The organism is Ancylobacter defluvii (genome assembly GCF_018390605.1).
Taxonomy (GTDB): Bacteria; Pseudomonadota; Alphaproteobacteria; order Rhizobiales; family Xanthobacteraceae; genus Ancylobacter; species Ancylobacter defluvii.
Window position 1 is genome coordinate 70,685 of the sequence record NZ_JAHBGD010000005.1, and the last position, 25,590, is coordinate 96,274.

General features: G+C 65.1%; 22 protein-coding genes and 1 pseudogene. 7 read left to right on the forward strand and 16 right to left on the reverse strand.

The features are described from left to right. Positions 1-9 precede the first annotated feature (9 nt). On the forward strand, positions 10-501 hold the full coding sequence (locus KHC24_RS02855) for a hypothetical protein (RefSeq protein WP_213359165.1): 492 nt from the start codon (positions 10-12) through the stop codon (positions 499-501). A gap of 208 nt (positions 502-709) precedes the next feature. Here the strand turns inward: KHC24_RS02855 and KHC24_RS02860 are convergent, their stop codons facing one another. The 7 genes from KHC24_RS02860 to KHC24_RS02890 form a co-directional block, all read right to left on the reverse strand. After that, positions 710-3,067 carry a phosphoketolase family protein gene (locus KHC24_RS02860; protein WP_213359166.1) on the reverse strand — a complete coding sequence of 786 codons (2,358 nt, stop codon included), beginning with the start codon at positions 3,065-3,067 and terminating at the stop codon, positions 710-712. A gap of 364 nt (positions 3,068-3,431) precedes the next feature. Continuing rightward, on the reverse strand, positions 3,432-4,988 hold the full coding sequence (locus KHC24_RS02865) for a DHA2 family efflux MFS transporter permease subunit (RefSeq protein WP_213359168.1): 1,557 nt from the start codon (positions 4,986-4,988) through the stop codon (positions 3,432-3,434). A 9-nt stretch (positions 4,989-4,997) separates the two neighbouring features. After that, positions 4,998-6,170 (reverse strand): HlyD family secretion protein, encoded by a 1,173-nt coding sequence (locus KHC24_RS02870; RefSeq protein ID WP_213359171.1) that lies wholly within the window; start codon positions 6,168-6,170, stop codon positions 4,998-5,000. Positions 6,171-6,532: 362 nt separating this feature from the next. Further along, entirely contained in the window at positions 6,533-7,936 is a 1,404-nt protein-coding gene (locus KHC24_RS02875) for an L-serine ammonia-lyase (RefSeq protein WP_213361022.1), read from the reverse strand. A gap of 252 nt (positions 7,937-8,188) precedes the next feature. Next, entirely contained in the window at positions 8,189-8,686 is a 498-nt protein-coding gene (locus KHC24_RS02880; RefSeq protein ID WP_213359172.1) for a DUF302 domain-containing protein, read from the reverse strand. A gap of 134 nt (positions 8,687-8,820) precedes the next feature. After that, on the reverse strand, positions 8,821-9,012 hold the full coding sequence (locus KHC24_RS24935; RefSeq protein WP_246546084.1) for a hypothetical protein: 192 nt from the start codon (positions 9,010-9,012) through the stop codon (positions 8,821-8,823). Positions 9,013-9,484: 472 nt separating this feature from the next. Beyond that, positions 9,485-10,309 carry an alpha/beta fold hydrolase gene (locus tag KHC24_RS02890; protein ID WP_213359173.1) on the reverse strand — a complete coding sequence of 275 codons (825 nt, stop codon included), beginning with the start codon at positions 10,307-10,309 and terminating at the stop codon, positions 9,485-9,487. Positions 10,310-10,556: 247 nt separating this feature from the next. Between KHC24_RS02890 and KHC24_RS02895 the strand changes: the two genes are divergently transcribed. Further along, on the forward strand, positions 10,557-11,498 hold the full coding sequence (locus KHC24_RS02895; protein WP_213361030.1) for a GlxA family transcriptional regulator: 942 nt from the start codon (positions 10,557-10,559) through the stop codon (positions 11,496-11,498). 10 nt (positions 11,499-11,508) lie between these two features. Here KHC24_RS02895 and KHC24_RS02900 read toward each other — a convergent pair whose 3' ends face one another. Continuing rightward, on the reverse strand, positions 11,509-12,228 hold the full coding sequence (locus tag KHC24_RS02900; RefSeq protein WP_213359174.1) for a hypothetical protein: 720 nt from the start codon (positions 12,226-12,228) through the stop codon (positions 11,509-11,511). A gap of 368 nt (positions 12,229-12,596) precedes the next feature. Between KHC24_RS02900 and KHC24_RS25595 the strand changes: the two are divergent. Beyond that, positions 12,597-12,707: pseudogene (locus KHC24_RS25595) on the forward strand (helix-turn-helix transcriptional regulator); the annotation flags it as partial. Positions 12,708-12,741: 34 nt separating this feature from the next. Here KHC24_RS25595 and KHC24_RS02910 read toward each other — a convergent pair. The 5 genes from KHC24_RS02910 to KHC24_RS02930 all read right to left on the reverse strand — a co-directional run bounded on the left by KHC24_RS02910 (position 12,742) and on the right by KHC24_RS02930 (position 18,322). Then, entirely contained in the window at positions 12,742-14,379 is a 1,638-nt protein-coding gene (locus tag KHC24_RS02910) for a Na+/H+ antiporter (protein ID WP_213359175.1), read from the reverse strand. Positions 14,380-14,791: 412 nt separating this feature from the next. Further along, a complete protein-coding gene (locus KHC24_RS02915; protein WP_271180640.1) occupies positions 14,792-15,637 on the reverse strand; it encodes a metal ABC transporter permease in 846 nt (281 codons plus the stop codon). Next, complete coding sequence (locus KHC24_RS02920; RefSeq protein WP_246546190.1) at positions 15,634-16,455, reverse strand: metal ABC transporter permease; 822 nt, start codon at positions 16,453-16,455, stop codon at positions 15,634-15,636. The genes KHC24_RS02915 and KHC24_RS02920 overlap by 4 nt, the downstream gene beginning before the upstream one ends. Positions 16,456-16,490: 35 nt before the next feature. After that, entirely contained in the window at positions 16,491-17,393 is a 903-nt protein-coding gene (locus KHC24_RS02925) for a manganese/iron ABC transporter ATP-binding protein (protein ID WP_213359177.1), read from the reverse strand. After that, entirely contained in the window at positions 17,390-18,322 is a 933-nt protein-coding gene (locus KHC24_RS02930; RefSeq protein WP_213359179.1) for a metal ABC transporter substrate-binding protein, read from the reverse strand. The genes KHC24_RS02925 and KHC24_RS02930 overlap by 4 nt, the downstream gene beginning before the upstream one ends. A gap of 373 nt (positions 18,323-18,695) precedes the next feature. Here KHC24_RS02930 and KHC24_RS02935 point away from each other — a divergent pair, with 373 nt between their 5' ends. From KHC24_RS02935 to KHC24_RS02945, 3 genes are all read left to right on the forward strand, one after another. Further along, entirely contained in the window at positions 18,696-20,075 is a 1,380-nt protein-coding gene (locus KHC24_RS02935; protein WP_213359181.1) for a sensor domain-containing diguanylate cyclase, read from the forward strand. A gap of 253 nt (positions 20,076-20,328) precedes the next feature. Then, positions 20,329-20,676: a hypothetical protein gene (locus KHC24_RS25600; RefSeq protein WP_373878606.1), complete on the forward strand. Its 348-nt coding sequence runs from the start codon at positions 20,329-20,331 to the stop codon at positions 20,674-20,676. Further along, entirely contained in the window at positions 20,624-21,292 is a 669-nt protein-coding gene (locus tag KHC24_RS02945; RefSeq protein WP_213359187.1) for a DUF4286 family protein, read from the forward strand. Before KHC24_RS25600 ends, KHC24_RS02945 begins: the two co-directional genes overlap by 53 nt. On the opposite strand, the gene KHC24_RS02950 is transcribed toward KHC24_RS02945, so the two are convergent. Next, a complete protein-coding gene (locus KHC24_RS02950) occupies positions 21,274-21,528 on the reverse strand; it encodes a hypothetical protein (RefSeq protein WP_213359190.1) in 255 nt (84 codons plus the stop codon). The genes KHC24_RS02945 and KHC24_RS02950 overlap by 19 nt on opposite strands. Before the next feature lie 76 nt (positions 21,529-21,604). Next, positions 21,605-23,284, reverse strand: a complete 1,680-nt coding sequence (locus KHC24_RS02955) for a sulfatase family protein (RefSeq protein WP_246546085.1) — start codon at positions 23,282-23,284, stop codon at positions 21,605-21,607. A gap of 400 nt (positions 23,285-23,684) precedes the next feature. Between KHC24_RS02955 and KHC24_RS02960 the strand changes: the two genes are divergently transcribed. Further along, positions 23,685-24,644 carry an amidohydrolase family protein gene (locus KHC24_RS02960; protein WP_213359194.1) on the forward strand — a complete coding sequence of 320 codons (960 nt, stop codon included), beginning with the start codon at positions 23,685-23,687 and terminating at the stop codon, positions 24,642-24,644. A gap of 96 nt (positions 24,645-24,740) precedes the next feature. Here the strand turns inward: KHC24_RS02960 and KHC24_RS02965 are convergent, their stop codons facing one another. Continuing rightward, positions 24,741-25,538, reverse strand: coding sequence for an ABC transporter ATP-binding protein (locus tag KHC24_RS02965; RefSeq protein ID WP_213359195.1), 798 nt, complete (start codon positions 25,536-25,538; stop codon positions 24,741-24,743). Positions 25,539-25,590: the final 52 nt, after the last annotated feature.

Here is a 25,590-nt window from a genome sequence, read left to right on the forward strand (position 1 = left end):
AGAGTGGCCATGACCAAGGCGATCGAACCAGCATTGCGGTGGGATTCATCCGCCGACGGGATGGAGGTCGATTCGCGCGAGTTCGAGCTTGTCCGCCAGGCAGTGGTGGAAGCCTTCGACAGCGGAGAAGACTGCGAGATCGAGCAAATGATTCGGCTGCGCAGCGTGTTGCCGGTACGGCGGCGCGTGCAGGTGCGGCTCGAGCGCGATCTCGATGACAGGGTCGCCGTGGTACATATCTCCGTCGAGCGCGACGGCGAACCGATAGCCGCGTGGACATGGACGCTGGCGGAAGCCGGCGACGGCGGACATTCGGCCATGGTCAATGCCATCAACGCCTTCACCGCGGTCGTTCTGCATGCCGAGGCCGTCAAGCGGCAAGTCGCACGCAACCAGTTGGCGGAGGCTTCGGGCTCGATCGAGCACATTCTCGCCAACATCCACCGCGTCTGGCAGCATGTCGGCGGCCTGTGCCGGGAACGCTCCGCGCCGGTCTCTTAAGCCAACAAGAGGGCCTTAGGCACGGCGGCCCGATCCCGCTGCACCGAGCCGGCACTGGGAAAGCGGGGACTGATCAGGTGCCGGAGCCATCTCGGGTGCTGAACGGTCACACCATGGCTGGGCGACGAGCCCGCTGCTGCGGCCCGCCCACGCCGCGCAACATGTTCGATACCTGCCCGTATCGACGCGACCAGGTGAAGACGAGGGATCAGGTTGACCAGTGCCAATTCCGAATCTCGGGCATGTCCTCTCCATGATTGCGGACGTAGTCGTGGTGCTCGGAGAGCTCGCCCTCGAGAGTCGAGATGGCGTCGGTGGTGCGACCGGCGAGACGGGGGATCCGCTGCAACGCCGCGATGGCGAGATGAAAGCGATCGAGCTCGTTCATCACCGTCATGTCGAACGGGGTCGTCGTCGTGCCTTCCTCGCGGAAGCCATGCACGTGGAAATTCAGATGGTTGCGGCGCCGGTAGGTCAAACGGTGAATGAGGAAGGGGTAGCCGTGATAGGCGAAGATCACCGGCCGGTCGGTGGTGAACAGCCGATCGAACGCCTCGTCGGTAAAACCGTGCGGATGCGTCGAGTGCGACTGTAGCGTCATCAGATCGACCACATTGACCACCCGGATGCGCAGGTCGGGGAATGCCGCGCGCAAAAGATCGACAGCAGCCAGCGTTTCAAGGGTCGGCACATCGCCGACGCACGCCATCACCACGTCTGGATCCGCGCCCTCATCGCTGGATGCCCACTCCCATATGCCGGCACCGGCACGGCAATGGGCCTCGGCCGCCTCGGCGGAGAGCCACTGCGGCTGCGGCTGCTTGCCGGCCGTGATCACGTTGATGCGGTTCCAGGTACGCAGGCAATGGTCGGTGACCCACAACAGGCTGTTGGCATCCGGCGGGAAATAGAGACGGACGATGTCGGCCTTCTTGTTGGCAACGAAATCGGCGAAGCCGGGGTCCTGGTGGCTGAAGCCGTTGTGGTCCTGGCGCCAGACATGCGAGGTCAACAGATAGTTCAGCGAAGCAACGGGCTTTCGCCAAGGCAGCTCCGCCGAGGTCTTTAGCCATTTTGCATGCTGATTGACCATCGAGTCCACGATGTGGATGAACGCCTCATAGCAGGAGAATAGCCCGTGACGCCCGGTCAGCAGGTAGCCTTCGAGCCAGCCCTGACAGAGATGCTCTGAAAGAACCTCCATGACGCGGCCCTGCCGGGCAAGGCCCGTATCGTAGGGTTCTATGGCTTCCATCCACACGCGGTTCGTAACCTCGAACACCGCGTCCAGTCGGTTCGAGGCCGTTTCGTCCGGCCCCACGAGGCGGAAATTTCGTGCGTCTTCGTTGAGGCGGATGACCTCCCGAAGATAGCGCCCCATCGCCCGCGTCGCCTCGCCCGTTGATGTGCCTGGCCGGCCGATGTCCAACGCCAGATCCTTCCAGTCGGGCAGGACAAGCTCCTTTCGCAGCAGGCCGCCATTCGCATGCGGCAGCGCGCCCATCCGCTTCTCGCCGCGCGGCGCCAGCGCTTGCAACTCCGGCCGCAGGGTGCCGTTTGCGTCGAACAGTTCCTCCGCGCGGTAGCTGCGCATCCAGTCTTCGAGGATGCGGCGGTGTGCGGCATCTCCGCGGGCGTTGGAGACCGGCACCTGATGCGAGCGCCAGAATCCCTCCACCTTCTTGCCGTCGACCTCGCGCGGGCCGGTCCAGCCTTTGGGACTGCGCAGCACGATCATCGGCCAGCGCGGACGTTCGATGTCGCCGGTGGCGGAACGCGCCGCACGCTGGATCTCGCGGATCCGGTCAAAGGCGTTGTCGAGTGTCCCCGCCATCGCCGCATGCATGGGCATCGGCTCGTGCCCCTCGACGAAGATCGGCTCGTAGCCATAGCCGGTGAACAGCGCACGCAGCTCGTCATCCGACATCCGGGCGAGCAGGGTCGGATTGGCGATCTTGTAGCCATTGAGGTGCAGGATCGGCAGCACCGCGCCGTCGAGCGCAGGATTGAGGAACTTGTTCGAATGCCAGGCGGCCGCCAGTGGCCCGGTCTCCGCCTCGCCGTCGCCGATCACGCAGGCGACGACGAGATCGGGATTGTCGAAGGCGGCGCCAAAGGCATGAACCAGCGCATAGCCGAGCTCCCCACCTTCGTGGATCGAGCCGGGTGTCTCGGGCGCCACATGGCTCGGCACGCCGCCGGGAAACGAAAACTGGCGGAACAGCTTGCGCATACCCGCCTCATTCGGGGTGATGCCCGGATAGATCTCGCTATAGGTTCCTTCCAGCCAGGTGTTGGCCACCATGGCTGGACCACCGTGGCCAGGACCGCAGACATAGAGCACGTCGCAATCGCGTTCGCGGATGATCCGGTTGAGATGCGCGTAAATGAAGTTGAGGCCCGGCGTGGTGCCCCAATGGCCGAGCAGACGCGGCTTGACGTGCTCGGCCGCGAGGGGCTCGCGTAGCATGGGATTGTCGAGCAGGTAGATTTGTCCGACCGACACGTAGTTAGCCGCGCGCCAATAGCGGTCGATGGCTTCCAGTTCGGTCTGTCGGACGGTCATCTGATTTCCTCTCGTTTCGCGCGGCGGCGCCGCTCGCCGGAACAGGGAACACCCTAGGGATGCAGCGGGATGTCGATCCCGGACACCTTGGAATCCGTGGCCGTCGGCCGTCGCGGGTGCATGTTCACGTCGATCCTCTCATCGGCGGGCGATGGTGTCGTGACGTGTGCCGATGGGCAATACGTGGATCAACGAGTGTCGGCTGAGCCCGGATCCAGCACCATGGTCGATCCGTCTCCGTATGTCGACGCGTTCGGGTGAAGACGCGGGGGATTTGGGCGGAGGAGTCAGGCAGGGGGCTGTGTGATCGTCCCTTCGCCGTTCCTTGCCGAAAAGCGTGTCTGGATACGTCGAATGCGGGCGCTCAGGCGAGGCGGCGCGTGAACGCGACAGCCACCATAGCCAACAGAAGAAGCACACCGAGCGCCGCGAAGGTGTCCGAGAAGCCCATGATCAGCGACTGCCGCGCCACCAACTGGCCCAGCAGGATCTCTCCCTGATGATAGGCGCGGTTGGGGTCGGGTACGCCGTGCTGCAGGAAATAGTGCTGCATGCGGTCGAGGAATTCGCGCACGCTTTCGCCATAGGGCGTGACCGACTGGCCGATGATGTTGGAGTGGAACTGCTCACGCTTGGTGATCAGCGTCGCCAGAGCCGCGGTGCCGATGGCACCGCCCAGGCTGCGCATCATGTTGAACAGGCCGGACGCCTGCCCCGACAGGGCCGGCGGCATGCCGATCATGGTGATGCTGGCGAGCGGGGAAAGCACGATCGCCTGGCCGACCGCGCGCACGATATTGGTCATCATCAGCTGGTCGCCGCCGACATTGTAGCTGAGATGCGTGTTGAGGAAGCAGCTCAGCGAGAAGATGGACAGGCCGACGCCCACCAGCAGGCGCGCGTCGATATGCTTCATCAGCAGCGGCACGAAGGGTATGATGAGCAATTGCGGCAACCCCACCCAGGCGAGCACTGCGCCGATCTGCTGCGCATCATAGCCCTGCACCTCGTCGAGATAGGTCGGCAGCACATAGACCGAGCCGAACAATGCAAAACCGACGATGACATTGGCGAAGGTGCCGAGGGCGAAGTTGCGCCGGTTGAACAGCCGCAGGTTCACTGCCGGTTTCTCGACCTTAAGTTCGATGATGACGAACACGATCAGGCAGATCGCCGAGATCATGGATAGCTTCACGATCAGCGGTGAGCCGAACCAGTCGTCCTTGTTGCCTTCGTCGAGCACGGTCTGCAGGCAGGCGAGGCCAAGCGCCATGAAGCCGATGCCCCACCAGTCGCCTTCCTTCAGCAGGTGCAGTTGCAGCGGGGCCTTCTCCAGCGTGGGGATCAGCATCCCCAGCATCACCGCACCCGGGATCAGGTTGATGAAGAAGATGTAGGGCCAACCGAACTGGTCGGTGAGCCAGCCGCCGATGGTCGGGCCAATCGCGGGTCCGAAGGTTGCCGTCATGGCGAAGATGGCGATGCCGATCGGCTGCTGTCGGCGCGGCAGCTTGGTCAGCACCATGGTGAAGGCGAGCGGGATCAGGCAGCCGGCGAAGAAGCCCTGCAACCCTCGCGTCACGATCATCTGCGTCAGGTTCGTCGCAAATGCGCAGCCCATCGAAAAGATGAGGAACATAGTCACGCAGCTGAGCAGGAAGCGGCGGAAGCCGAAGACGCGGCTGAGATAATCGGTCAGCGGGATCATGATGATCTCGCCGATCAGGTAGGAGGTCGATATCCAGGTGCCATTGTCGGAGCCGGTGCCGATTCCGCCCTCGATATAGGGCAGCGAAGCGTTGGTGATCTGGATGTCGAGCACGGCGATCAGCGCACCGAGCATGCAGCCGATGACCGCGATCCAGGTGACGGGGCTTGCGCCCGGCTCCTGTGCCGGGGTCGAGACGGGGGTATCGGCCATGGCACGCCCCTATTCGTTCGGCGGGATGTAGGCGGCGCGCCGCACATCCACAGGAACGGTATCGTCGGTGCGGATCGTGGTTTCCACCGACATGCCGGGCCGCAACTGGTCGGCGAGCGGATCGGTGCGGTCGATGTCGATGCGCACCGGGATGCGCTGGACGATCTTGGTGAAATTGCCGGTGGCGTTGTCCGGCGGCAGCAGGGCGAATTCCTGGCCGCTGGCCGGCGCGAGGCTGGAGACGAAGCCGCGCACGTTGAGGCCGGGGAAGGTATCGACCGAGATGGCCACCGGCTGGTTGGGCTTCACGTCGGTAAGCTGGGTCTCCTTGTAGTTGGCAACGACATAGGCCGCCTGCAGGGGCACCACCGCAAGCAGTGCGGTGCCGGGCTCGACATATTGCCCGACGCGCAGCATGCGCGCGCCGATGACGCCGTCGACCGGGGCGCGCAGCTCAGTATAGCCGAGATTCAGCTTCGCCGTGTCGAGTGCCGCCTGGTTGTGGCCGAGCGTCGCCTTTGCTTCGGCGAGCTCGGCCGTCAGCGTGGCGACCTGCTTCTGCGCGGCGTCGAGTGCGGCGGTGTCCCGCGCGACCTGCGCCTGCGCCTGGCTGATCTGCGCCGTTGTCTGCTCGGCGGTCTCGACTGGCCCGTAGCCGTCCTGCGCCAGCTTCATGAAACGCTGGTTGTTCTGGCGGGCGAAGGTTTCGTTCGCTTCGTCGGCGACGATCTGGGCCTTGGCTTCGTCGATCAGGGCTTGCTGCTCGTCAAGCTGTGCCTGGTGATCGTCGATCGCCGCCTTGGCCTCGGCGACATCCGCCTCGGCCTGATCGACCGCCGCCTGGTATTCGCGCGGATCGACGACGGCGAGCAGGTCCCCCTGCTTGACCGGCTGGTTGTCGATGACGTTGACGGTGACCAGATGCCCCGCGACCTGCGGCGCGATGGTGACGATGTCGGCCTGCACATAGGCGTCATCCGTGGACGCCTCGAAGCGCCAGAGGGTCCAGTATTCGTAGCCGGCATAGCCGAAGCCGCCGAGCGCCGCGCAGGTGGCCGCCACCATCAGCCCGATCTTGAGCGAGCGCCATCGAGGCGCTGTAGACGGCGCCGAGGCCGCTTTGACGAGCACATCGGCGACGGGCTCGACCTTCAACGCCCTGGGGTTCGTGGCCATGTTCATGGCGGCCTCCTATGGATCTGCCGCCTCGATGCCACGGTTCGTGCACGGGGTATTTCCGATATCGACACCCGTTGCGTAGATGCATGCCGAGCGGAGGTGCCGGTGCTAAGCGGGGCATGCATTGGATGTGGAGCTTGGAGGGATGCGTGAGGTGGTCGGGCTCCTCATTGGAGCGGGACAGCCCGGTCACATCTGACGCCAGCGCTCCTGCCAGTGAGAAGCTCCCGCGCAAAGCTCCGGCCGGGCGGCGCCAGCGAAGCCGAACTTTCCTGCCAGCACTTCTTCCGTTCTCTCGCGCACCGCGCCATGCAATGACGGCAATGAGCCGGGATGGCCGGGCCGGAGCGGGTATCGCAGCCCAGTCAGCACTCGACGAAATTGACGGCGAGGCCGCCGAGGCTGGTCTCCTTGTATTTCTCGCTCATGTCCATGCCGGTCTGCCGCATCGTTTCGACGGCAACATCAAGAGGCACGAAATGCGTGCCGTCGCCCTTGAGCGCCAGCGAGGCGGCCGTGACGGCCTTTACCGCCCCCAGCGCGTTGCGTTCGATACAGGGCACCTGCACGAGGCCGCCGATCGGGTCGCAGGTCATTCCAAGATGATGCTCAAGCGCGATCTCGGCCGCGTTCTCAACCTGCTCGGGCGAGCCTCCCAAAACGGCCGCCAGGCCGGCGGCCGCCATCGCGGCGGCGGACCCCACTTCTCCCTGGCATCCGACCTCCGCCCCCGAGATCGAGGCGTTGGCTTTGATGATTCCGCCTATCGCGGCCGCCGTCAGCAGAAACTCCCGGATGCTGTTCTGATCCGCCTCGGCATGGAAATGTTGCCAGTATCGCAGGACGGCCGGCATCACGCCGGCAGCGCCGTTGGTCGGGGCGGTGACGACGCGGCCGCCGGCGGCGTTCTCCTCGTTCACGGCCATGGCGTAGATCGACAGCCAGTCATTGGCGAGCAGCGGGTTGACGCGGTTCTGCCGGGCATCCTCCACCAGCCGGTCGTGCAGGGCACGGGCCCGGCGCTTCACCTTCAGGCCGCCCGGCATGACACCGCCCTGCGTGAGGCCACGGTCGATGCAGTGGCTCATGGCCTGCCAGATGGCGTCGAGCCCGGCGTCGAGATCGGCCCGGGACATCCATGCCTCCTCGTTCACGCGCTTCATCTGGGCGATCGACAGGCCGCTCGCGGCCGCCATGGCCAGCATGTCCGCCGCTGTGCGGAAGGGAAAGAGCACATCCCGCCGCTCGGCGAGCGGCGCCCGGTTTGACCGCGCGAGGTGCAACTCCTCATCAGACACGACGAAGCCGCCGCCGATCGAATAATAGATGCGCTCGAGCAGCAGGCCTCCGGTCTGGTCATACGCCCGGAAGCTCATGCCGTTGGCATGGCCCGGCAGCGGCGTGGTCTTGTCGAGCACGAGATCGACCGCCGGGTCGAAACCATAGGCCGGGTGACCGGGCGGCCGCACCCTGCGTGTCGCCGCCACCTCCGCGACGACGGCCTCGACCGCGTCGGGGTCCACCGTCACCGGCGTGTAGCCGGCGAGGCCGAGGATCACGGCGCGGTCGGATCCGTGCCCGACGCCGGTATGGGCCAGCGACCCATGCAGGCGCACGCCAATATGGGTGACGGTGCCGTCCGCCGTCCGTCGCCACGCTCCATCCTTCACGTCTTGCAGAAAGCGCGAAGCCGCGGTCATCGGCCCCATCGTATGAGAGCTGGACGGGCCGATGCCGATTTTAAAGAGTTCGAAGACGGACAGGAACATGCTGTTTCTCGCCACCACCGCGCGGCCGGCCGCGACGGCAAGGATGGAGTCCTCCATACACCGCATGGGGCGAACGGCTTGGCAAGTTCCACCATGTCACGGCCTTCCGCATTTTCCCCGGAATGTCGGCCCGAAGATCGGCTGCCAACACACTGTCAGACTCTACCTCTGATGGAAGCAGAGCACGCCAGCCCCGGAAACTGGTGCCGCGGCGGGCCTCGTCACCTCGCCTGTCTCCGACAGGCATCCACTTTAAGAACCTCCAGCCGTCGCGAGAAGCACAGCCTCGAGTTCTCGATCGAGATAGAGGCCGAATTGCCGGACCTCGTCGTCTCCGAACTGGCCAAACAGCGACGAAGGGCGATCATATTCGAAGACGACTTCACCGCTGACGGTCTCGAACAATGCAACGCGCAACGGCGCGTAGAGCGCTGCGCCGAGGTGATGGCGGGTCATTTTCGAGGCTGTGATCGGATTGCCGATCTCGTATTGGACAGCACTCTTCCTGCCTCCGGCGAACGCGAGCAGCGCACCGTGGTCGCGTTCGAGGAAGATGAAAAGCTTGGGGCCGTGCGCTTCATACTGATCGATCGCGGCGCGGTCCCCGCGGCTCAGCAAGGCGATGACGTCTGCGTCCAGTTCCGGCAGGGCCGCCGCCAGAGCTGCCCGCACCTCTGCGAAAGGGCGTGCGCAGGTGATACGGACATGCTCGACAATGATCGGCCGCGATGTGATCTCGGGGGAAGCCATGGTTCACTCCCTTCTGAAGGTCGAGGGGGCTATTGGTCCATCTATGCGCGTTGCTCCGGCCGGCGTCACGCGAGGCGGTAATCCGCAATGTCGACGCCGACGATCAGCGGTTCTGCCGCCGGCGTGTTGTCCGGCTACCGTGGATAAACCCTGAAGCCGGACGGCAGCAGGATGCCTTCGACATTGACGGGACCGAGGAGATAGCGGGTCGTCGCGTTGTTGCCCTGAATCTCCACCTCGTAGTCGTGGCGCCGGATCAGGCCGTCCCGGCCAATATAGAGGGTCTGCTCCCGGCTGTGGGTCGCGATGGACGCGGGTAAGCTCACTCGCAGCCTCCGCCACACCTCGCCCTTCTTCCGACCAGGGCGCGATCTCCTCCGCCACCACGCCGGGCTGGGCGAGGATGAAGGGCGAGGTCAGGTAGGTCCACATCGTATAGCCCGCGAAATAGGCGAGCTGCGGATCGCTCCAATGGGTCTCCATCGCAAAGCCGGAAAAGCTGGTGCGCGGCTGCGCCAGCCTCTCGATGATGGTGCCGTCCGGCGTCTCGCCGCGCACCTCGTCCGGCGTGAAACGCGAACGGTTCGCCGTCGGGTGGAAGGGCCAGTGCGAGACTTCCTCCTTGCGGAGGTTCACCCGGACATTGGCATGGGCGAGGACGTCCGGCTTGCCCTTCAGGTCCCAGAGAATGCCGAACTGGTGAAGCTGCGCCGTCAGAACGGAGAACCTTTAGAAGCGCTCGAGGCCGCCATGCGCCTCGATCACCTGCTGCTGAAGATTGTGCATGTGCCGCTCTCCTCAGTTGTCCAGGAAGGTGTGGCAATGGGCGACGAACCTCTCCGGGTATTGGAACAGCGCGCCGTGGCCGGAGTCCGGGTAGAGGATGAGCTCGGCGTTCCGCATCGCCTTGAACATGTTGTAGGCGTTGATGCTGGGAAACATCGTGTCGTCGCTGCCATGCACGATGAGGGCGGGCTGCCCGATGGAGCGCAGCGTCGCGTCGCCATCCCGCTTCTGCGCGCACCAGCCGATGATGGCCTTCGCCTGCGGCTCGCTGACGTCGCCACCACCGTCCGGGTCGCGGTCCCGGGTGCGAGCGGCTGCGCGGGCGACGAAAGCCCGACCGGCGAGCTGGCTCGCCCCGGAAGGTGTGAAGAACAATGGCAGCCGCACGTCCGGCGCATCTTGAGCGAACGCATCCTCGACCACGGCGAGCAGATGCTCCTCACCGCCGCGAGGCGCCGCGCCAGCGATGATGATCCGGGCGATCAGATCAGGCTGCTGCGCGGCGAGAACCTGGGCGAGCATGCCGCCGAGCGAGAAGCCGAGAAGATCGACCCGCGCCAGACCTAGGCCGCGGATGAACGCCTCGGCATCGGCTGCCATCTGCTCCACCGTGTCGGGAGTCCGGCCGGTCGAGGCACCCACACCGAGATTGTCGAAGACAATGACCGGCCGCGTCTGCGCGAGTGCGTTCACCATGGCCGGATCCCAGGAATCCATCGTGCCGGTGAAGTGCTGAAGCAGGAGGAGCGGTTTTCCGCTCGTGGGCCCGAGGCACCTGAAGGCGAAGCGAACATTGTCGACGTTCAGGAATTCGGTGCTTGCGGTTTCGAGTGACATGACGGGTCCTTCGTGCGCGGCATGGCCGGAGACGACATCGATCGGCAGTGGCGCGGAGGATCACATGGTGAGGGCGATGCGGAAGCCGGCTTGGCCGGACATGGGAGCTCCCGTATTTGCGACCATGGCGAAGCGGTAGCAGTGGCAAGCTCGGGTCGACAGGACACAGATGCCCTCATTCCGGCCACGTGATTGCAGATGGCGTGATGGTCACCACATTCGCGGTGAACAGCTCCGGAGAGGAAGCATGAAAGTCGGCCTGGTCCTGTGCCCGGAGTTCCAACCCATCTGCTTTGGCGCGACGACGGCCTTCGACGTTGCCAACAAGCAGGCGGGCCGGAAGCTTTATGACGTGCGCGTCCTGTCGGAGGATGGCGGGCTGATCGCCTCCTCATCCGGCATGCAGGTCATGACGGATGCTTTCGACACAGAGCCCTATGACACGTTGATCGTCGCCGCGGGCCTGGAGATACCAACCTCGTCGCCGGGGTTGATCCGGTTGGTGCGTGCCGCCGCTCGCGAGGCCCGGCGCGTCGCCGCCATCTGCCTTGGCTCGTTCGTGCTCGGCGATGCCGGCCTGCTGAACGGCCGGCGCGCCACTACCCATTGGCGCTACGCACACGCCCTTCGGGATCGCTTTCCAAGCTGCCGCGTCGACATGGACAAGATCTTCATCGCCGATGGTCCGATCTGGACCTCGGCCGGCATGACGGCCGGCACCGATCTCGTCGTTGGCATGATCGAGCGCGACCATGGTGCCGAGGTCGCGCGCTCGGTCGCCAAGGGCATGGTGATGTATCATCGCCGCTCGGGCGGTCAATCCCAGCACTCCACCCTGCTGGATCTCAGTCCCCAGGAGGACCGGATCCAGGGGGCGCTGAATTATGCGCGGCAAAATCTTGCCGAAGAGCTGACCATTGAAGATTTGGCGGATGCCGCCTGTCTGAGCCCGCGCCAGTTCAGCCGCCTGTTCCGGGCGGAGACCGGCACCACGCCGGCCAAGGCGGTCGAAGCGCTGCGGGTGGAAGCCGCGAAGCTGATGCTGGAGCAAAGCCGGTTGCCCCTCGAGGTGATCGCCCGCGAGGTGGGCTTCGCAAATCGGGAGCGCATGCGGCTGTCGTTCCTCCGGGTGCTCGGCGAGGTGCCACGGGCCATCCGCAGCGAAGCCGGCCCGCTCGCTTCGCTCTAGCGTACCCGCACTAGCCGAGGCGGATGTTGGACAGGTCGATCGAGACGACCAGCGGGTCCCGGCCGAAGCTGCCATCGGGCTGCCGGGCAAAGATGCGCCTTTTCGTCGGGAACTTGATGCCGGACACTTCCTCATAGTCCGAGATGAGGTGCGCCCCCGGGGTGTTGCCGGCGATCTCGACGTCATAGTCATGGCGTTTGAGCAGTCCGTCGCCATCGAGATAAAGCGTCTGCACGGCGCTGTGCGTGGCTATGCTCGCGGGGAACCGCACGGCGAGACGGCGCCAGTCGCCATCTTCGGTCTGCCAGGGTTCCAGTTCCTCCGTCTCCACGCCCGGCCAGGCGAGCACGAACGGCATGTTGAGGTAGGTCCACATGGCGCAGCCAGCGAAATAGGCGAGCTGGAGTTCGGTCCAGGGCGTTTGGAGCGTGTGCCCGATGAAGTTCGCCCGAGGTTGGAGAAGCTCGTCGACAACCGTTCCGTCGCTCGCCTCGAGCGCGACGCGCCCGGGTGCGAAACGCGAGCGCCGATCCTCCGCTCCGAATGGTGCGTGCGACGCCCATTCCTCCTTCAGCCCGACGGTGACGGTGGTGCGCTCCAGAGTGTGGGCCTGCCCCTTCACAGCCCACAGGACGCCTCCCTGGACGAGATCGGCGGAGACCTGTTCGAACTGTCGCCAACGGTCGAGGCCGCCATGAGCCGCGATGGCAAGGTCCTTAAGCCGGGTCATGCTGTTCTCCTGCTGTGGCCCACGGGATGGCGGGCGGCTGCCGGAGGAACCTAGGCGGCAGGCAAGGCTGCGGTGAACGACGTAGATGCCTTGTTTCGGGCCGCAATCAACCGAAGCCGGCCGGCAGTATTCTATGGGCAGGGCCACGCGAGCGAGGGGGAGAGGTGGGACCATTCACCGAGCTCTGCTCCGCTTGGCGGCCATCCACGCCGCTCTGGCTGGCGACTCGGCCGCGTCGGCGGCGACGGCATCGAGACTCGATTGAGGGATGTAGATATGGCCGGCCATGAGCGGCGAGGGAGTTGTGCGGATCTCGTCGGCCTGCACCGCGGCGGGACAGACCCAGGCCGTGCCTGTATGCTCAGACCATGCTGCGCGACAGTAAGCGGTCTCTCGCCGAGATTGCTCTGCTCGCCGGCTTTAGCAGTCAGCCACATTTCACCCTGCTGTACGGGCGGCTCACCGGCCTGTGTCCCGGAAGGTGGCGCCGCCTTCAGCGGGACGAAGCGCTTTTCAGTCCTCGGACGCGGTCTCGAAGGCGGCTTCCGCGAGATCCGTCTCGCGAAGCAGTTTGCGCGCGATATCGCTCGATATGCGATGGCTGCGCACCAGGCCGACGATGGCGGCGCTTTCGGCTCTCAGGGCCAGCACGTGCAGCCTCTCCTCCGCATGCAGCGCATCTTCTTCCTGCGCGCCGCGAACTTCCGGCTGAAGCTGTGCCAGACGATGCTGGTAGTAGTCGGCGACCAGGGCGACCGCCGCGAGGCGGCGGCCTTCCTCCGGTCCCTGCGGCTCTCCGGCTCGCCCCAGTGCGGCAATGGCCGCTTTGGCCGCCTCGATGCGAGCCATGCGCTCCTGCTGGTCCTGTCTAGGCTCCTGCGGCAAGGGGACACCCTTCAACAGCCGCGGCAAACCGACATTGGCCAGGATGAGCGAGCCCAGGATCACCCCGGCCGCGATGAGAATGGCAAGATCGCGTGAGGGAAAAGCCGATCCGTCAGGCAAGAACAGCGGCAGGCTGAGAGCGCCTGCGAGCGTGACGGTGCCCCGAACGCCCGCCACCGACATGGCGAGGACCAGTCGGCCGTTGGGCAGCCGTTGGCCGTGGGCGAACTCCTTGTTGAGCCGTAGCCAGATGAAAACCGAGATCCAGACCCAGATGAAACGCAGCACCGCCAATGCGGCGATAACCGCCAGCACATAGATGGCCAGCCAGCCGAGACCCGCATGGCCGCTCTCGGCGGCGCCGGCGTCGACCCGTGCCATGATGCCGGGCAACTGCTCGCCGAGCAGCAGGAAGATGGCGCCGTTGAGTGCGAATTGCAGCGTCTCCCACACCGCGTTGCGACGGATACGCGTTACGGCGAGCGCTTGGCCGCTCACCTCGATCCAGCTCATCATCATGCCGGCGGCCACCGCCGCCAGTACCGGCGAACAGCCGATGGCATCGGCCAGGACATAGGCGCCGTAGGGATTGAGGAGGCTGATGAGGATTTGGGAAGAGGTGTTCTCTCCCAGGCGCGCCACCACCCAGAGCTTGACCGAAGCGATCGCCCAGCTGAAAGCAAGGCCGAGCGCCACGCCGCCGACCGCTGCCCAGGCCAGCCCACCCAGGGAAGGCCAGAAGGGAAAGGTGCCGGTCATCATCACCGCCACGGCGAGGCGCAGGCAAACGAGGCCGGAAGCGTCGTTGAACAGGGCCTCACCTTCGAGAATGCGCAGGAGCCGACGCGGGATCGGCACGTGCGTCACCATGGCGGTGGCCGCCACGACGTCCGTGGGCGACAGTACCGCCGCCAGAGCGAAGCAGACCGGGAGCGGCATGGCGGGCAGGATCGCATGCAGCATGAGCCCGACCCCGAGCACGGTGAAGAAGACGAGGCCGAAAGCCAGCGACAGCACGATCGCAGCATTGTCCTGAAGGTCGCGCTTGGGCACGCGCCAGCCGTCGAGGAACAGAAGCGGCGGCAGGAACAGCAGGAAGAAGAGCTCCGGTTGCAGCGTTACGCCGAAATTGGTGGTGAGGCCGATGACGGCGCCAGCAGCGATCTGGATCAGCGGCGGCGCGATCCGGCCGCCTGCCGCGGCGGCGATCCAATGGGTGGCGACGACCCCGACGAGAAGGACGAGGATGATCCAGAGCAGGTTCATGCGGTCTCACCGGGATAGCTGCGGAGAAGCGACGAGGCCGGATGCGTCATCCCGAAGGGGAGGGGGAGGGCGGGGGAGCAGAACGACGATTCAGGCTAACGCCGCCCAGCATGGTGCTATGGAGCGCCGCGTTCTTCCCGATCCACATTGCCGATGCGGATTCGACCGGCGAGGTGCGCGCCACCGGCCGGCAGCGCGGGTGTGCAGCGGGCGCGGGTGATCGTCCGCGATGGCCCTGCGATATCGCCACCGGTTTGTCGTGCAGGCGCCTTCTGTGCGTCCGCGTCGCCGATCGGGACAGAAAAAGACCGCCGGCCCGTTAGCTGGTGCATCGCGAAGGGCCGGATGGTGGAAGGAAAATGGGCGGCGCTGCTTGCGAGACTGCCTCGGTGCCGCCCGGTCTTGCCGCCTTTCAAGCAGGGTCGCTGGTTTCGATCCGTCTGATCGCCAGAGAAGAACGAATGAAGGCAGCAACGAAGACGATGCTCATCAGCAGCACGATGGTCGGGGCCGGTGCGCTATCGAGAAAGAAGGACAGGTAGACGCCGAGCAGCGAGGCGCTGACGGCGATCGCCACCGACAGCGCCAGCATCGCGCCGAAGCTGCGGGCGAGCAGGAAGGCGATGGCGCCCGGCGCTATCAGCATGGCGATGGCAAGGATCAGTCCGACCGCCTTCAGCGCGCCGACGATGGTGAGCGAGATCAGGCAGAGCAGTCCGTAATGCAGCAACCCGACGCGCAGGCCGACCGCCTGCGCCTGTGTCGGGTCGAAGGCGTGCAGCAGGAAGTCTTTCCACTTCACCCCGATGATGCCGGCGACCACGGCGGCGATCAGCGCGGTTTCGCCAATGTCCCGCCAGGTGACGCCGAGCATGTCGCCGAACAGGATATGGTCGAGATGTACTTCGGACTGGATCTTGACGTAGAGCACCAGCCCGACGCCGAACATGCCGGAGAACACGATGCCCATCACCGTGTCCTGCTTGATGCGGCTGTTGTCCTTCAGGAAGCCCGTCGCCACCGCGCAGAACATGCCGGCGGCGAAGGCGCCGATCGCATAGGGCAGGCCGACAATGTAGGCCAGCACCACGCCGGGAAATACCGCGTGGGAGATGGCGTCACCCATCAGCGACCAGCCCTTGAGCACCAGGAAGCAGGAGAGCAGCGCCATCGGGACGGCCACCAGCCCGGAGATGACCAGCGCATTGACCATGAACTCGAATTGGAACGGCGCGAGCAGCGTGTCGATCATGGTCACAGCCCTGCCTTGAGTGCCTGCGCCGTCCGCCGTCGCGCCGCCAGCAGGCCGTGCTTGGGCGCGAAGACGAAGGCGATGAGGAAGATCAGCGTCTGCAGCACGACGATGATGCCGCCGGTGGCGCCGTCGAGGAAATAGCTCGCATAGGCGCCGATGAAGCTCGTCACCGCGCCGATGGCGACGGCGATGGTCAACAGGCGCGGGAAGCGGTCGGCGAGCAGATAGGCGGTGGCGCCGGGCGTCACCACCAGGCAGATGACCAGGAAGGCGCCCACCGTCTGCAGCGCGGCGACCGTGCAGGCCGACAGCAGGGTGAAGAACAGCACCTTGAGCGCCGTGGGTTTGAGGCCGATCGAACGCGCATGCGCCTCGTCAAAGAATACGGCCATCAGGTCCCTCCACTTCACCAGCAGGATCGCCAGCGAGACGAAGCCGATCAGCGCGAGTTGCAGCGTGTCCTCCGGCGTGATGGCAAGGATGTTGCCGAGCACGATGGTCTGGATGTTCACCGAGGTCGGCGACAGCGACACCATGAACAGGCCGAGCCCGAAGAAGGAGGAGAAGATCAGCCCGATGATGGCGTCCTCCTTCAGCTTCGTGCGCTGGCTGAGGAACAGCATGGCCGCCGCGGCGAGCCCGCCGGAGAAGAAGGCGCCGATGGCGAAGGGCAGGCCGAGCATGTAGGCGCCGGCGACGCCCGGCACGATGGCATGCGAGAGCGCATCGCCGATCAGCGACCAGCCCTTGAGCATCAGGTAGCAGGACAGGAAGGCGCAGACCGCCCCGACCAGCGCCGAGACCCACATGGCGCTGCGCATATATTCGTAGCCGAAGGGCTCGGCGAGCAACTCGATCACGAAGCGTCCTCCGTGGTGCGCGGCTGGCGCTCGCCCTTCTCGCCATAGAACACCAGCGGGCGCTCGTCGTCGGTCAGCACGGCGAGCTGGCGCCGGTCGTCATCGGCGTGCAATCCGGCGGCGCCGAGCACGAAATGGCGCAACACGCCGCCGAAAGTCTTTTCCAGATTGGCCTCGGTGAAGGTCTCGACTGTGAGGCCATGGGCGAGCACGGTGCCCTTGATCAGCACGGTCCGGTCGCAGAATTCCGGCACGCTGCCGAGATTATGGGTGGAGACCAGCATGACCCGGCCTTCCTCGCGCAGCGCCTTGAGCAGCGCGATGATCGCACCCTCCGTCTTCACGTCGACGCCGGTGAAGGGTTCGTCGAGCAGGATCACCCGCGCATCCTGCGCCAGTGCGCGGGCGAGGAAGACGCGCTTCTTCTGTCCGCCGGAGAGCTCGCCGATCTGCCGCTTGCGGAACTCGTCCATGCCGACGCGGGCGAGCGCGTCGGTCACCGCCTGCCGATCGGCGGCGCGGGGGATGCGCATCAGGCCCATATGGCCGTAGCGCCCCATCATCACCACGTCTTCGACCAATACCGGGAAGTTCCAGTCGACCTCCTCCGCCTGCGGCACATAGGAGACAAGATTGCGCCGCAGTGCCTCGTCGACGCCGAGGCCCAGCAGCGAGATATCGCCCGCCGCCACGCGCACGAAGCCCATGATGGCCTTGAACAGCGTCGATTTGCCCGAGCCGTTCACCCCGACCAGCGCCGTGATGGTGCCGGTCGGGATCGAGAAGCTGGCAGCCCGTAGCGCAGTGTGGCCGTTGCGATAGGTGACGGTGACGTTGCTGACGTCGATGCCCACGCCGGTGCTGATCGCGCCTGCTGGTGCCACAGGTCGCGCGTTCATTGCGACAACCCTTCGGCCAGTCCCTTTTCCAGCGTGCCGGTGGTCACGGCGAGCAGGTCGATATAGGTCGGCACCGGGCCGTCGGCTTCGCTCAGCGAGTCGACATAGAGCACGCCGCCATAATGCGCGCCGGTCTCGCGGGCCACCTGCCGCGCCGGCTTGTCGGAGACCGTGCTCTCGCTGAACACGGCGGGGATGTGGTTCCTGCGCACGGAATCGATCACCTTGCGCACCTGCTGCGGCGTGCCCTGCTGGTCGGCGTTGATCGGCCAGAGATAGAGCTCCTTCAGCCCGAAATCGCGGGCGAGATAGGAGAAGGCGCCCTCGCTCGACACCAGCCAGCGCTTGTCCGCCGGGATGGTGTCGAGCTTCGCCCGGATCGGCGCCACCGCCGCCTCGATCTTCGTCTTGTAGGCCGCCGCATTGGCCTCGTAGGTCGCGGCATTGGCCGGATCGTACTTCACGAAGGCGTCGCGGATGTTGTCGACATAGATCAGCGCGTTCTGCGGCGACATCCACGCATGCGGGTTCGGCTTGCCGCTATAGGGGCCCTCGAGGATGCCCATCGGCTCGACGCCGGTGGAAACGACGACGCCGGGTACGCCCTTCAGGTTATGGAAGAATTTCTCGAACCACAGTTCGAGGTTCAGCCCGTTCCACAGGATGAGCTGGGCGCCCTGCGCGCGCTGAATGTCGCCGGGTGTCGGCGCATAGTTATGGATCTCGGCACCGGGCTTGGTGATCGACTCCACCACGGCGGCATCGCCCGCCACGTTGCGTGCCATGTCGGCAATGACGGTAAAGGTCGTCACCGCCTTGAATTTCGGCGTCGCCCCCTCCTGTGCCGAAGCACCGGCAAATCCCGCCATGCCGATGAAACCGGCCGCCACCAGGCCCGCCAGAACCACGCGCCTCGATCCATCGAGCATCCCCGTCTCCTTTTGCGAATGATTTGCAGGAGCATCTTACGCAGAGTTATCACCTGTGTGCAACTGCGAATGATTTGCATGACAGGGGGGAAGCGTCCCCCCATGGACAGCTGAAGATCCTGACCGCGGCAGTGCACTCGGGCCAGGCGGGGGAGAGCGCATGGCGCCGGCTCGGCTTGGGTCAGGTGTCCGGCTGAATCGCGCGGCGGCGTCACAGGCAGGGCGGGCTTCCATCAGCCTGACGGTCCTCGCGGAACGGATGCACCCTCTTTCGACATCGTCCCTCGAAGGACGGGTTCATCCCTGCGCGGTATCGGCTTCCTCCCTACGCGCGGATGCGATAAATCCTGTCGAACGGGCTGGATCGAGGGCCATGAAGGATGCGGCAGGCGGCCGGGCGGCGAGCTTCGGCGAACGGGCGGAGCCGGCGGCCGAGGAGGTAGAGTTCATGCTCGCCCTTGCGGGGCTGTGCCGCCTTGCGCGCACAGCTTTCGACGCGCCCGTGGCCTCGTTGTGCCTTTCGGATGGCCGCACCCATTGGATCGACCTTGATGCCGCGGTCGATCCGGCCGCCTGGGAGTTCGCTACATCGCTCGCTGGGCGCCCCGATGCCACCGGCGGGCCCATGGTGATCGAGGATGCCGCACGACATCCTGCCCACGCTGACCTTCCCCTTGTGAGCGGCGCGCCGGCGGTGCGCTTCCTCGCCAGCGCGCCCACCGATGCCGCCGGTTCCGGCCGGCTGGCGGTGTTCGATACGCAGGCGCGCGCGCCGAGCGTGGAGGCGGTTGCCCGGCTCGCCGCGCTTGGCACTCTCGCCGGCCAATGCCTCGCACTGGAACGGCGGGCGCGGGAGGCGGAGCAGCGCGAGGCGGAGTTTCGCCTGCTTGCCGAGACCTCGACCGACACTATCGTGCGCGGCAATCTCGACGGCATCCGCCTGTACATATCGCCCTCGGTGCGCTCGCTGCTCGGCTACGAGCCGGAGGAACTGGTCGGACGCCGGGCGATGGAGATTGTCCATCCCGACGATATCGCCGGCTTCGCTGCGCTCATGCAGCGCATCCGTGCCGGCCACCTCGACATCGGTGATATCGAAGTGCGTCAGCGCCATCGCAACGGCGCCTGGGTCTGGATGGAGGCGTCGCTCCGCCTCACCTATGACCGCGCGACCGGCGCGCCCAATGGCTATGTCGCCTCGGTCCGCGGCATCGACCGGCGCAAGAACGAGGAGGCGCGGCTTGAGCATCTCGCCACTCATGACGCACTCACCGGTCTCGCCAACCGCGCGCTGCTTGGCGAACACCTGGTGCAGGCGACGGAGCGGCTGCGGCAGGGCGGACGGCGCTTCGCGGTGCTTTACATGGACATCGACCATTTCAAGCAGATCAATGACGGCTTCGGGCACCGGGCCGGCGACGTGGTGCTGCGAGAGGTCGCTGCGCGCTTTCAGGCGGTGCTTGGTCCAGAAGACATCGTTGCGCGTCTCGGCGGCGACGAATTCGCCTTGATCCACACGCTGGAGGCCGACATTTCGGAGGCGGGCAGGCTGGCGTGGCGGCTGATTGCGGCGATGGCCGAGCCGGTCGCGTTCGCTGGCACGACGATCCCGCTGGGGCTCAGCATCGGCATCGCCATCGCACCGGATCGCGGGAGCGATGCCGATGCGCTGATCGCCAGCGCCGACCGCGCGCTCTATGAAGCGAAGCTGGCGGGACGCAACACCTTCCGCTTCGCTTCCGAGACTGTTTAGCTCCGCAGCACCACATCGCCTGGGGACGTGGCATGACGGGACGGATGGCGCTGACGCGTGGTCGAGCCTGCGAAGCGAAGCGGCGTGGATCGGCGGCGGTGCGTCGTAGGGGGCGCGGTGGCGGTTCTGGCTTCATGCGACCACCGCGCTGACCTCGGTGGTGCTGATTGGCCTCGGCGCGCCGGTTGCATTGGCGCAACCAGCGAGCGGCAGCGGCGACGTATCGCGCGGTGCCGGCCCCGCCGCTGCCCGAATGGGATGCCGGTCCCATCCTGTCGTTCGGCGTGAACGGTGTTGGGGTGCTGGACATCGAGGAGGCGGCCGGCTGGTCAGCTCCTTCGACGCTGTCGGCTTCGTCGGCACATATGTCGGCCGGAACATCGACGGGTCCGGGACGGTGACGGTCTCCGGCACCGATGCGAGCAGCCAGGGCTCGACCTGGGCGAATGCCGGGCTCCTTTCGATCGGACACTGTGGGACCGGCTCCCTTGCCTTGACAATTCGGGATCCGTGCGACGTCGTGCCATCCATCGAACTGGGAGGCAGCGATGGCAGGCAAGGGAAAGTCGATACTGTTTTCGGAAATGACCCCCGGTCCTGACTTCGAAGCTGAGTTCAACTCCTGGTACGATACCGTGCACATTCCCGAGCGGATGGTGTGCCCCGGCTTCGTCAGCGGGCAGCGCTATCGTCGCCATGAGGGCTCCGGCTATCTGGCTGTCTACGAGATGGACGATCTCGGCGCGATGACTACGGCGGCCTACACCAAGGTGAAGACCCAGCCCTCCGAGCAAAGCGCGTGGATGCTGAAGAACGTCACCGGGTTCACCCGGTATCTCGCGAATGAAACCTCGGTGCGCGCCAAGGGCGACGTCGACGCCGCGGTGAATGCCCCGGTGCTCTACGCTGTCGCGTTCAACGTGCCGGCGGAGGCGGCCGCGGACTTCGACAGCTGGTACGAGCAGGACCATGTGCCTCTGCTGATGGAGGAGCCGAGGTGGCTCATGGTCCGGCGCCTGCGCGTCACGGACGGCGTGCCCGAGACCTACACGCACCTCGCATTGCACTATCTTGCAGACGCGGATGCCTTGAACTCGCCCGCCCGCGAGAAGGCGCATGAGACGCCGTGGCGCGCACGCCTTTCCCATGAGCCCTGGTTCAAGGGAACCTACACGGTGTTTGACCGAACCGGGCCGCGTCAGTTCGCGACAGCGTGACGGAGGGGCGCGCTTATCCTGTTGATGTTGGGGATGATCTCGACGGCCGGCGCGATCTCGGCCGGCGCTCCGGGAGTCATGAAGCCGGTTTGCATGTCGATCACCAGATGTGCGGTCCGCTTGGGATCGATGCTCTCGAACAGGCGGAGCCGGCCGCGCCGCTGAAGAGCGATCTGCACGATGTCGTCTTCAAGCTTTAACTTGTGCATCTGGGCTTCAATGGCGTCGGCCATCATCTGCCAGGGTCCAAGCGGCGGCGACCGTGGGTTGGTCGGCCGTCGCTTGGCCTTGAGAAGCTACAGCATATGTCAGCTATCGTTCGCTCGCGGGCGGAAACACCCACTTGCCATCCTTGAACGGCAGGAAGCTGCCATCGTCCACACCCACCTCGGCGGCGATGAGCCCGTTCATCTTGGCATTCAGAGAGAGGATCAGGTCGCCCGACGCCTTCCCCTTCATGGCGAGATTGTTCACCTCGTCCGGATCGTTCTGCAGGTCGTAGACCTCAAGATCGTTCATCGCCGTCAAGTCCTCCCATGTATCGGGAGTGTTGAAGCCTTCAGGCGCGAAATAGCGTGAGAACCGATAGCGACCGTCGAACACGCTGCGGATCGAGCAGCGCAGCTGGAAGTCCGGCGGCTGCTTCTCCATGGCGGCGATGCGCTGGGCGAGCGGGATCGAATTGTCGGCCTTCACGTCGAAATGCGCGGCCCAGCGGGCGTCCTGATAGCTCAGCATATTGTAGCAGAACAGCGCGGCCGGCCGCAGCGTGTCGGTCTGCGCGGCGCCGGGAGTGGTGAGCAGGGCTGAGAAATCATGCCCCGGCAAGCCTTCCTTCGCCTGCTTCAGCTTGTCCGGCGCCGCGCCGGTGAGCGCGAGAATCGTGGGGGTCAGGTCCACCTGCGAGGTCACGGCGTTGCAGGAAACGCCGCCAGGATAAGCGGGATGGACGATCATCAGCGGCAAGTGGTTCTGCTGGCGGTAGGTGGAGTTGCCCTTGCCGCGCATCTGATGATGTCCGCCCAGTTCGCCATGGTCGGCGGTGAAGACGATGATGGTGTCGTCAGACATGCCGTTGGCCTTGATGGCTTCCAGCATGCGGTAGACCTGCAGGTCGCAGTCGCGGATGCAGTTGAAATAATAGTTCTGCAGCACGCGCCAGCGCCGGTCTTCGTCTGGCCACTGGCCGACGAGGAAATCCATGACCTCCTGATAGATGTGCTGAGCCTTCGGGCGGCCCGGCGCATTGAATGCCTGGGTGCGCGTGGAGGGCAGGGGAACGTCCCAGGTCGCCGCGTAGAGATCGTTTGCCGGAGGGCGGGCGATCGGCATGGAGGACTGCTTGCCCTGCACCGTCTGTCCAGGGAGATCCGAATTGATGTACATGACGTCATGCGGATTGACGAAGTTGACCGCGAGATACCAGGGTTTTCCGGCGGCCCTCAGTTCCTGCCCCTTGGTGCGCAGCCAGCGCGTCGCGAACGCCGTCGTGGTGTCGTCGTAATTGTAGCCGCCCAGCGTCGTGTCATTGATGTCGCCGACGCCGAAGAAATCGTCGAAGCCATAGCTCTCGATGATGTCGCGATATTGCGCGAACGGCGCGTCGATGGCTTCGCTCACCTGATCGAGATTGGCGGAGAGGTGCCACTTGCCCTGATAGGCGGCGTGATAGCCGAGCTGGGCGAGACGGTGCCCCACGGTCTTCACATCCGTCGACATGTCCGGCTGCCACAACGCATTGGCGTTGTCGAAGATGCCGGTGTGGGGAATGTGCTGGCCGGTATAGAGCGTCGAGCGGGCTGGCGAGCAGACGCAGGACGCGGCCTGGTGGTTGTTGAAGGTGATGCCGTTGGCCTTGATCCATTCGCGCCCCGGCACCGGAAACGGCCATGCGTCGAAAAAGTGCTCCTGGTCCACCAGAATGAACAGGATGTTGTAGCCGCCGGGCGGGGCGTCGGGCGCCTTGATGGGCGATGGCGAGCGGGACGGCATGCCCCCGGCCTCTCCGGCTTCTGCTGCCTTTGGCAACAGGCTGGCCCCCATCAAAGCGGCTCCGGAAGTGAAAATCTCCCGGCGAGATGCAACGAGCTTGTTCTCAGGCTTTTCTGTCACGTTATCCCCCAAAAAAGATACGTCGAGAATTATTAGGTTTGATCAGTTTATTTCACAAGGGAAACAGTTGAAGGAAGGCCGGTCTCTGACCGCACATATTTGAAGCTCTTCCTTCGCCGTGGTCCTCCCAATCGGAGGGGAGGTTAATCCTGAAATGGAAGTAGTTTCTTGAGGAAATAAATGCTTAACATCATACCGTAGGTGGGATCTTCTCAGCGCTCTTCTGCCGCTGTAAGTTGCATAAGCTCAGCTCACTGAAATTCAGCCCCCTGGAGTCGCCGTGAAAAAAATCGCCCTCGAGGAGCACTTCATCACGCCGGGCCTCGAGCCTCACATGCGGGCGGCGATGCCAAAATTGTCGCCGGAGAGCGCTGACCACCTTTGCCAGCTTATGTTGGATTTTGGTGAGCGCAGGCTCGCAGCCATGGACGCGGCCGGTGTCGACACCGCCGTTCTGTCCATTTCCGGGCCGGGGGTGCAGGCCGAGCCCGATGCGGCGACGGCCGTGAAGCTCGCCCGTGACGCCAATGACCGACTTGCGGCGGAGGTCGCCAAGCAGCCGGCCCGGTATCGTGGCTTCGCCCACCTGCCTATGCAGGACGTGCCCGCAGCCATAGCGGAGCTGGAGCGTTGCGTATCTGAGCTCGGCTTTGTCGGCTCGATGGTCAATGGCCACACCCACGGCGTCTATCTGGACGACCCGGGATACGATCCGTTTTGGGAACGCATGCAGGCCCTCGATGTGCCGCTCTACCTGCACCCGACGGATTCCTTCGTGCTGCCCTATGTGCTTGAGGGCGCGCCGGAGCTTCTGAAGCCGACTTGGGAGTGGAACTTCGAGACCTCCTCCCATTTCCTGCGGCTGCTTTTCGCCGGCGTGTTCGACCGCTTTCCCAGGCTCAAGATCATTCTCGGGCACATGGGTGAAACGATGCCCTACCATCTGTGGCGCTTCGACAGCCGCGCTGCGCTTATCATTGGCAAGCGCCCGCTCAAGGAGGCTCCCTCCTTCTATCTGAAGCGAAACTTGTTCGTGACGACGTCCGGCCAGTTCGACAACGTTCCGTTGATCGCGGCGCTCTCTGCCCTCGGAGCCGACCGTGTGCTGTTCTCCATCGACTACCCATATGAGGACTCGATCACAGCCGGACGCTTCTTCGACACCGCGCCACTCGACGAGATGACGCGCGAAAAGGTTGCTCGCCTCAACGCGATCTCCGTCATGAACATCAGGATTTGAGACGGCGCACGCCAGGACCGTTTGCTTCTGCCCGATGAAGACGTCGGCCGAGGACGAGTACCCGCGCGCGATCCTCGCGCTCAGGGCGCGCGGACCTCAGTCGACGGCCAGCGACATGCCCAGCCGCACTTCGTGCTCGATCAGCTTCCAGATCTCATCGACGAGCTGCACGAAGGCCAGGCTGCGCTTGACCTCCAGATCGCGCGGGCGCGGCAGGTCGATCGGTATCTCGGCGCGAATCTGGCCGGGCCGGGCGCTGAAAACCACCACCCGATCGGAGAGAAACACAGCTTCGTCGATCTGGTGGGTGATGAGGACGACGGTCTTCTTCTGGCGTCCCCAGATGCTCAGCAACTCGGCCTGCATGATCTCGCGCGTCTGGGCGTCGAGTGCGGCGAATGGTTCGTCGAGCAGCAGGATGCGCGGATCGACCGCCAGCGCCCGGGCGACATTGACGCGCTGGCGCATGCCGCCGGAGAGCTGATGCGGGTAGTGGTGCTCGAAGCCGCGCAGGCCGGCGAGCTCGATGAAGCGCCGGGCGATCGCCTCCCGCTCGGCGCGCGCCATGCCGCCGATGGCGAGGCCATAGCCGACATTCTCGATCACCGTCTTCCAGGGCAGCAGCGAGTCGTTCTGGAACACCATGGCCCGGTCCGGCCCGGGCCGGGAAACCGCGCGGCTGCCGACGGCGATCGTGCCCGAACTGGCGGGCATCAGCCCGTCGATGATCCGCAGCAGCGTGGACTTGCCGCTGCCGCTCGCCCCGACGATGGCGACGAACTCGCCGTCCTTCACCGTCAGGTCGATGTCGCGCAGGGCCTCGACGCTCGGCTTGCCGGTGCGCAGGAAGGTCTTGTTCACGCCGCGGATATGGAGAGTGGCGTCGTCGGTCATGCGGTCCTCGCGCAGCTGAGGCAGAACGGAGCGGAAGGGCGGCGGATGGGGT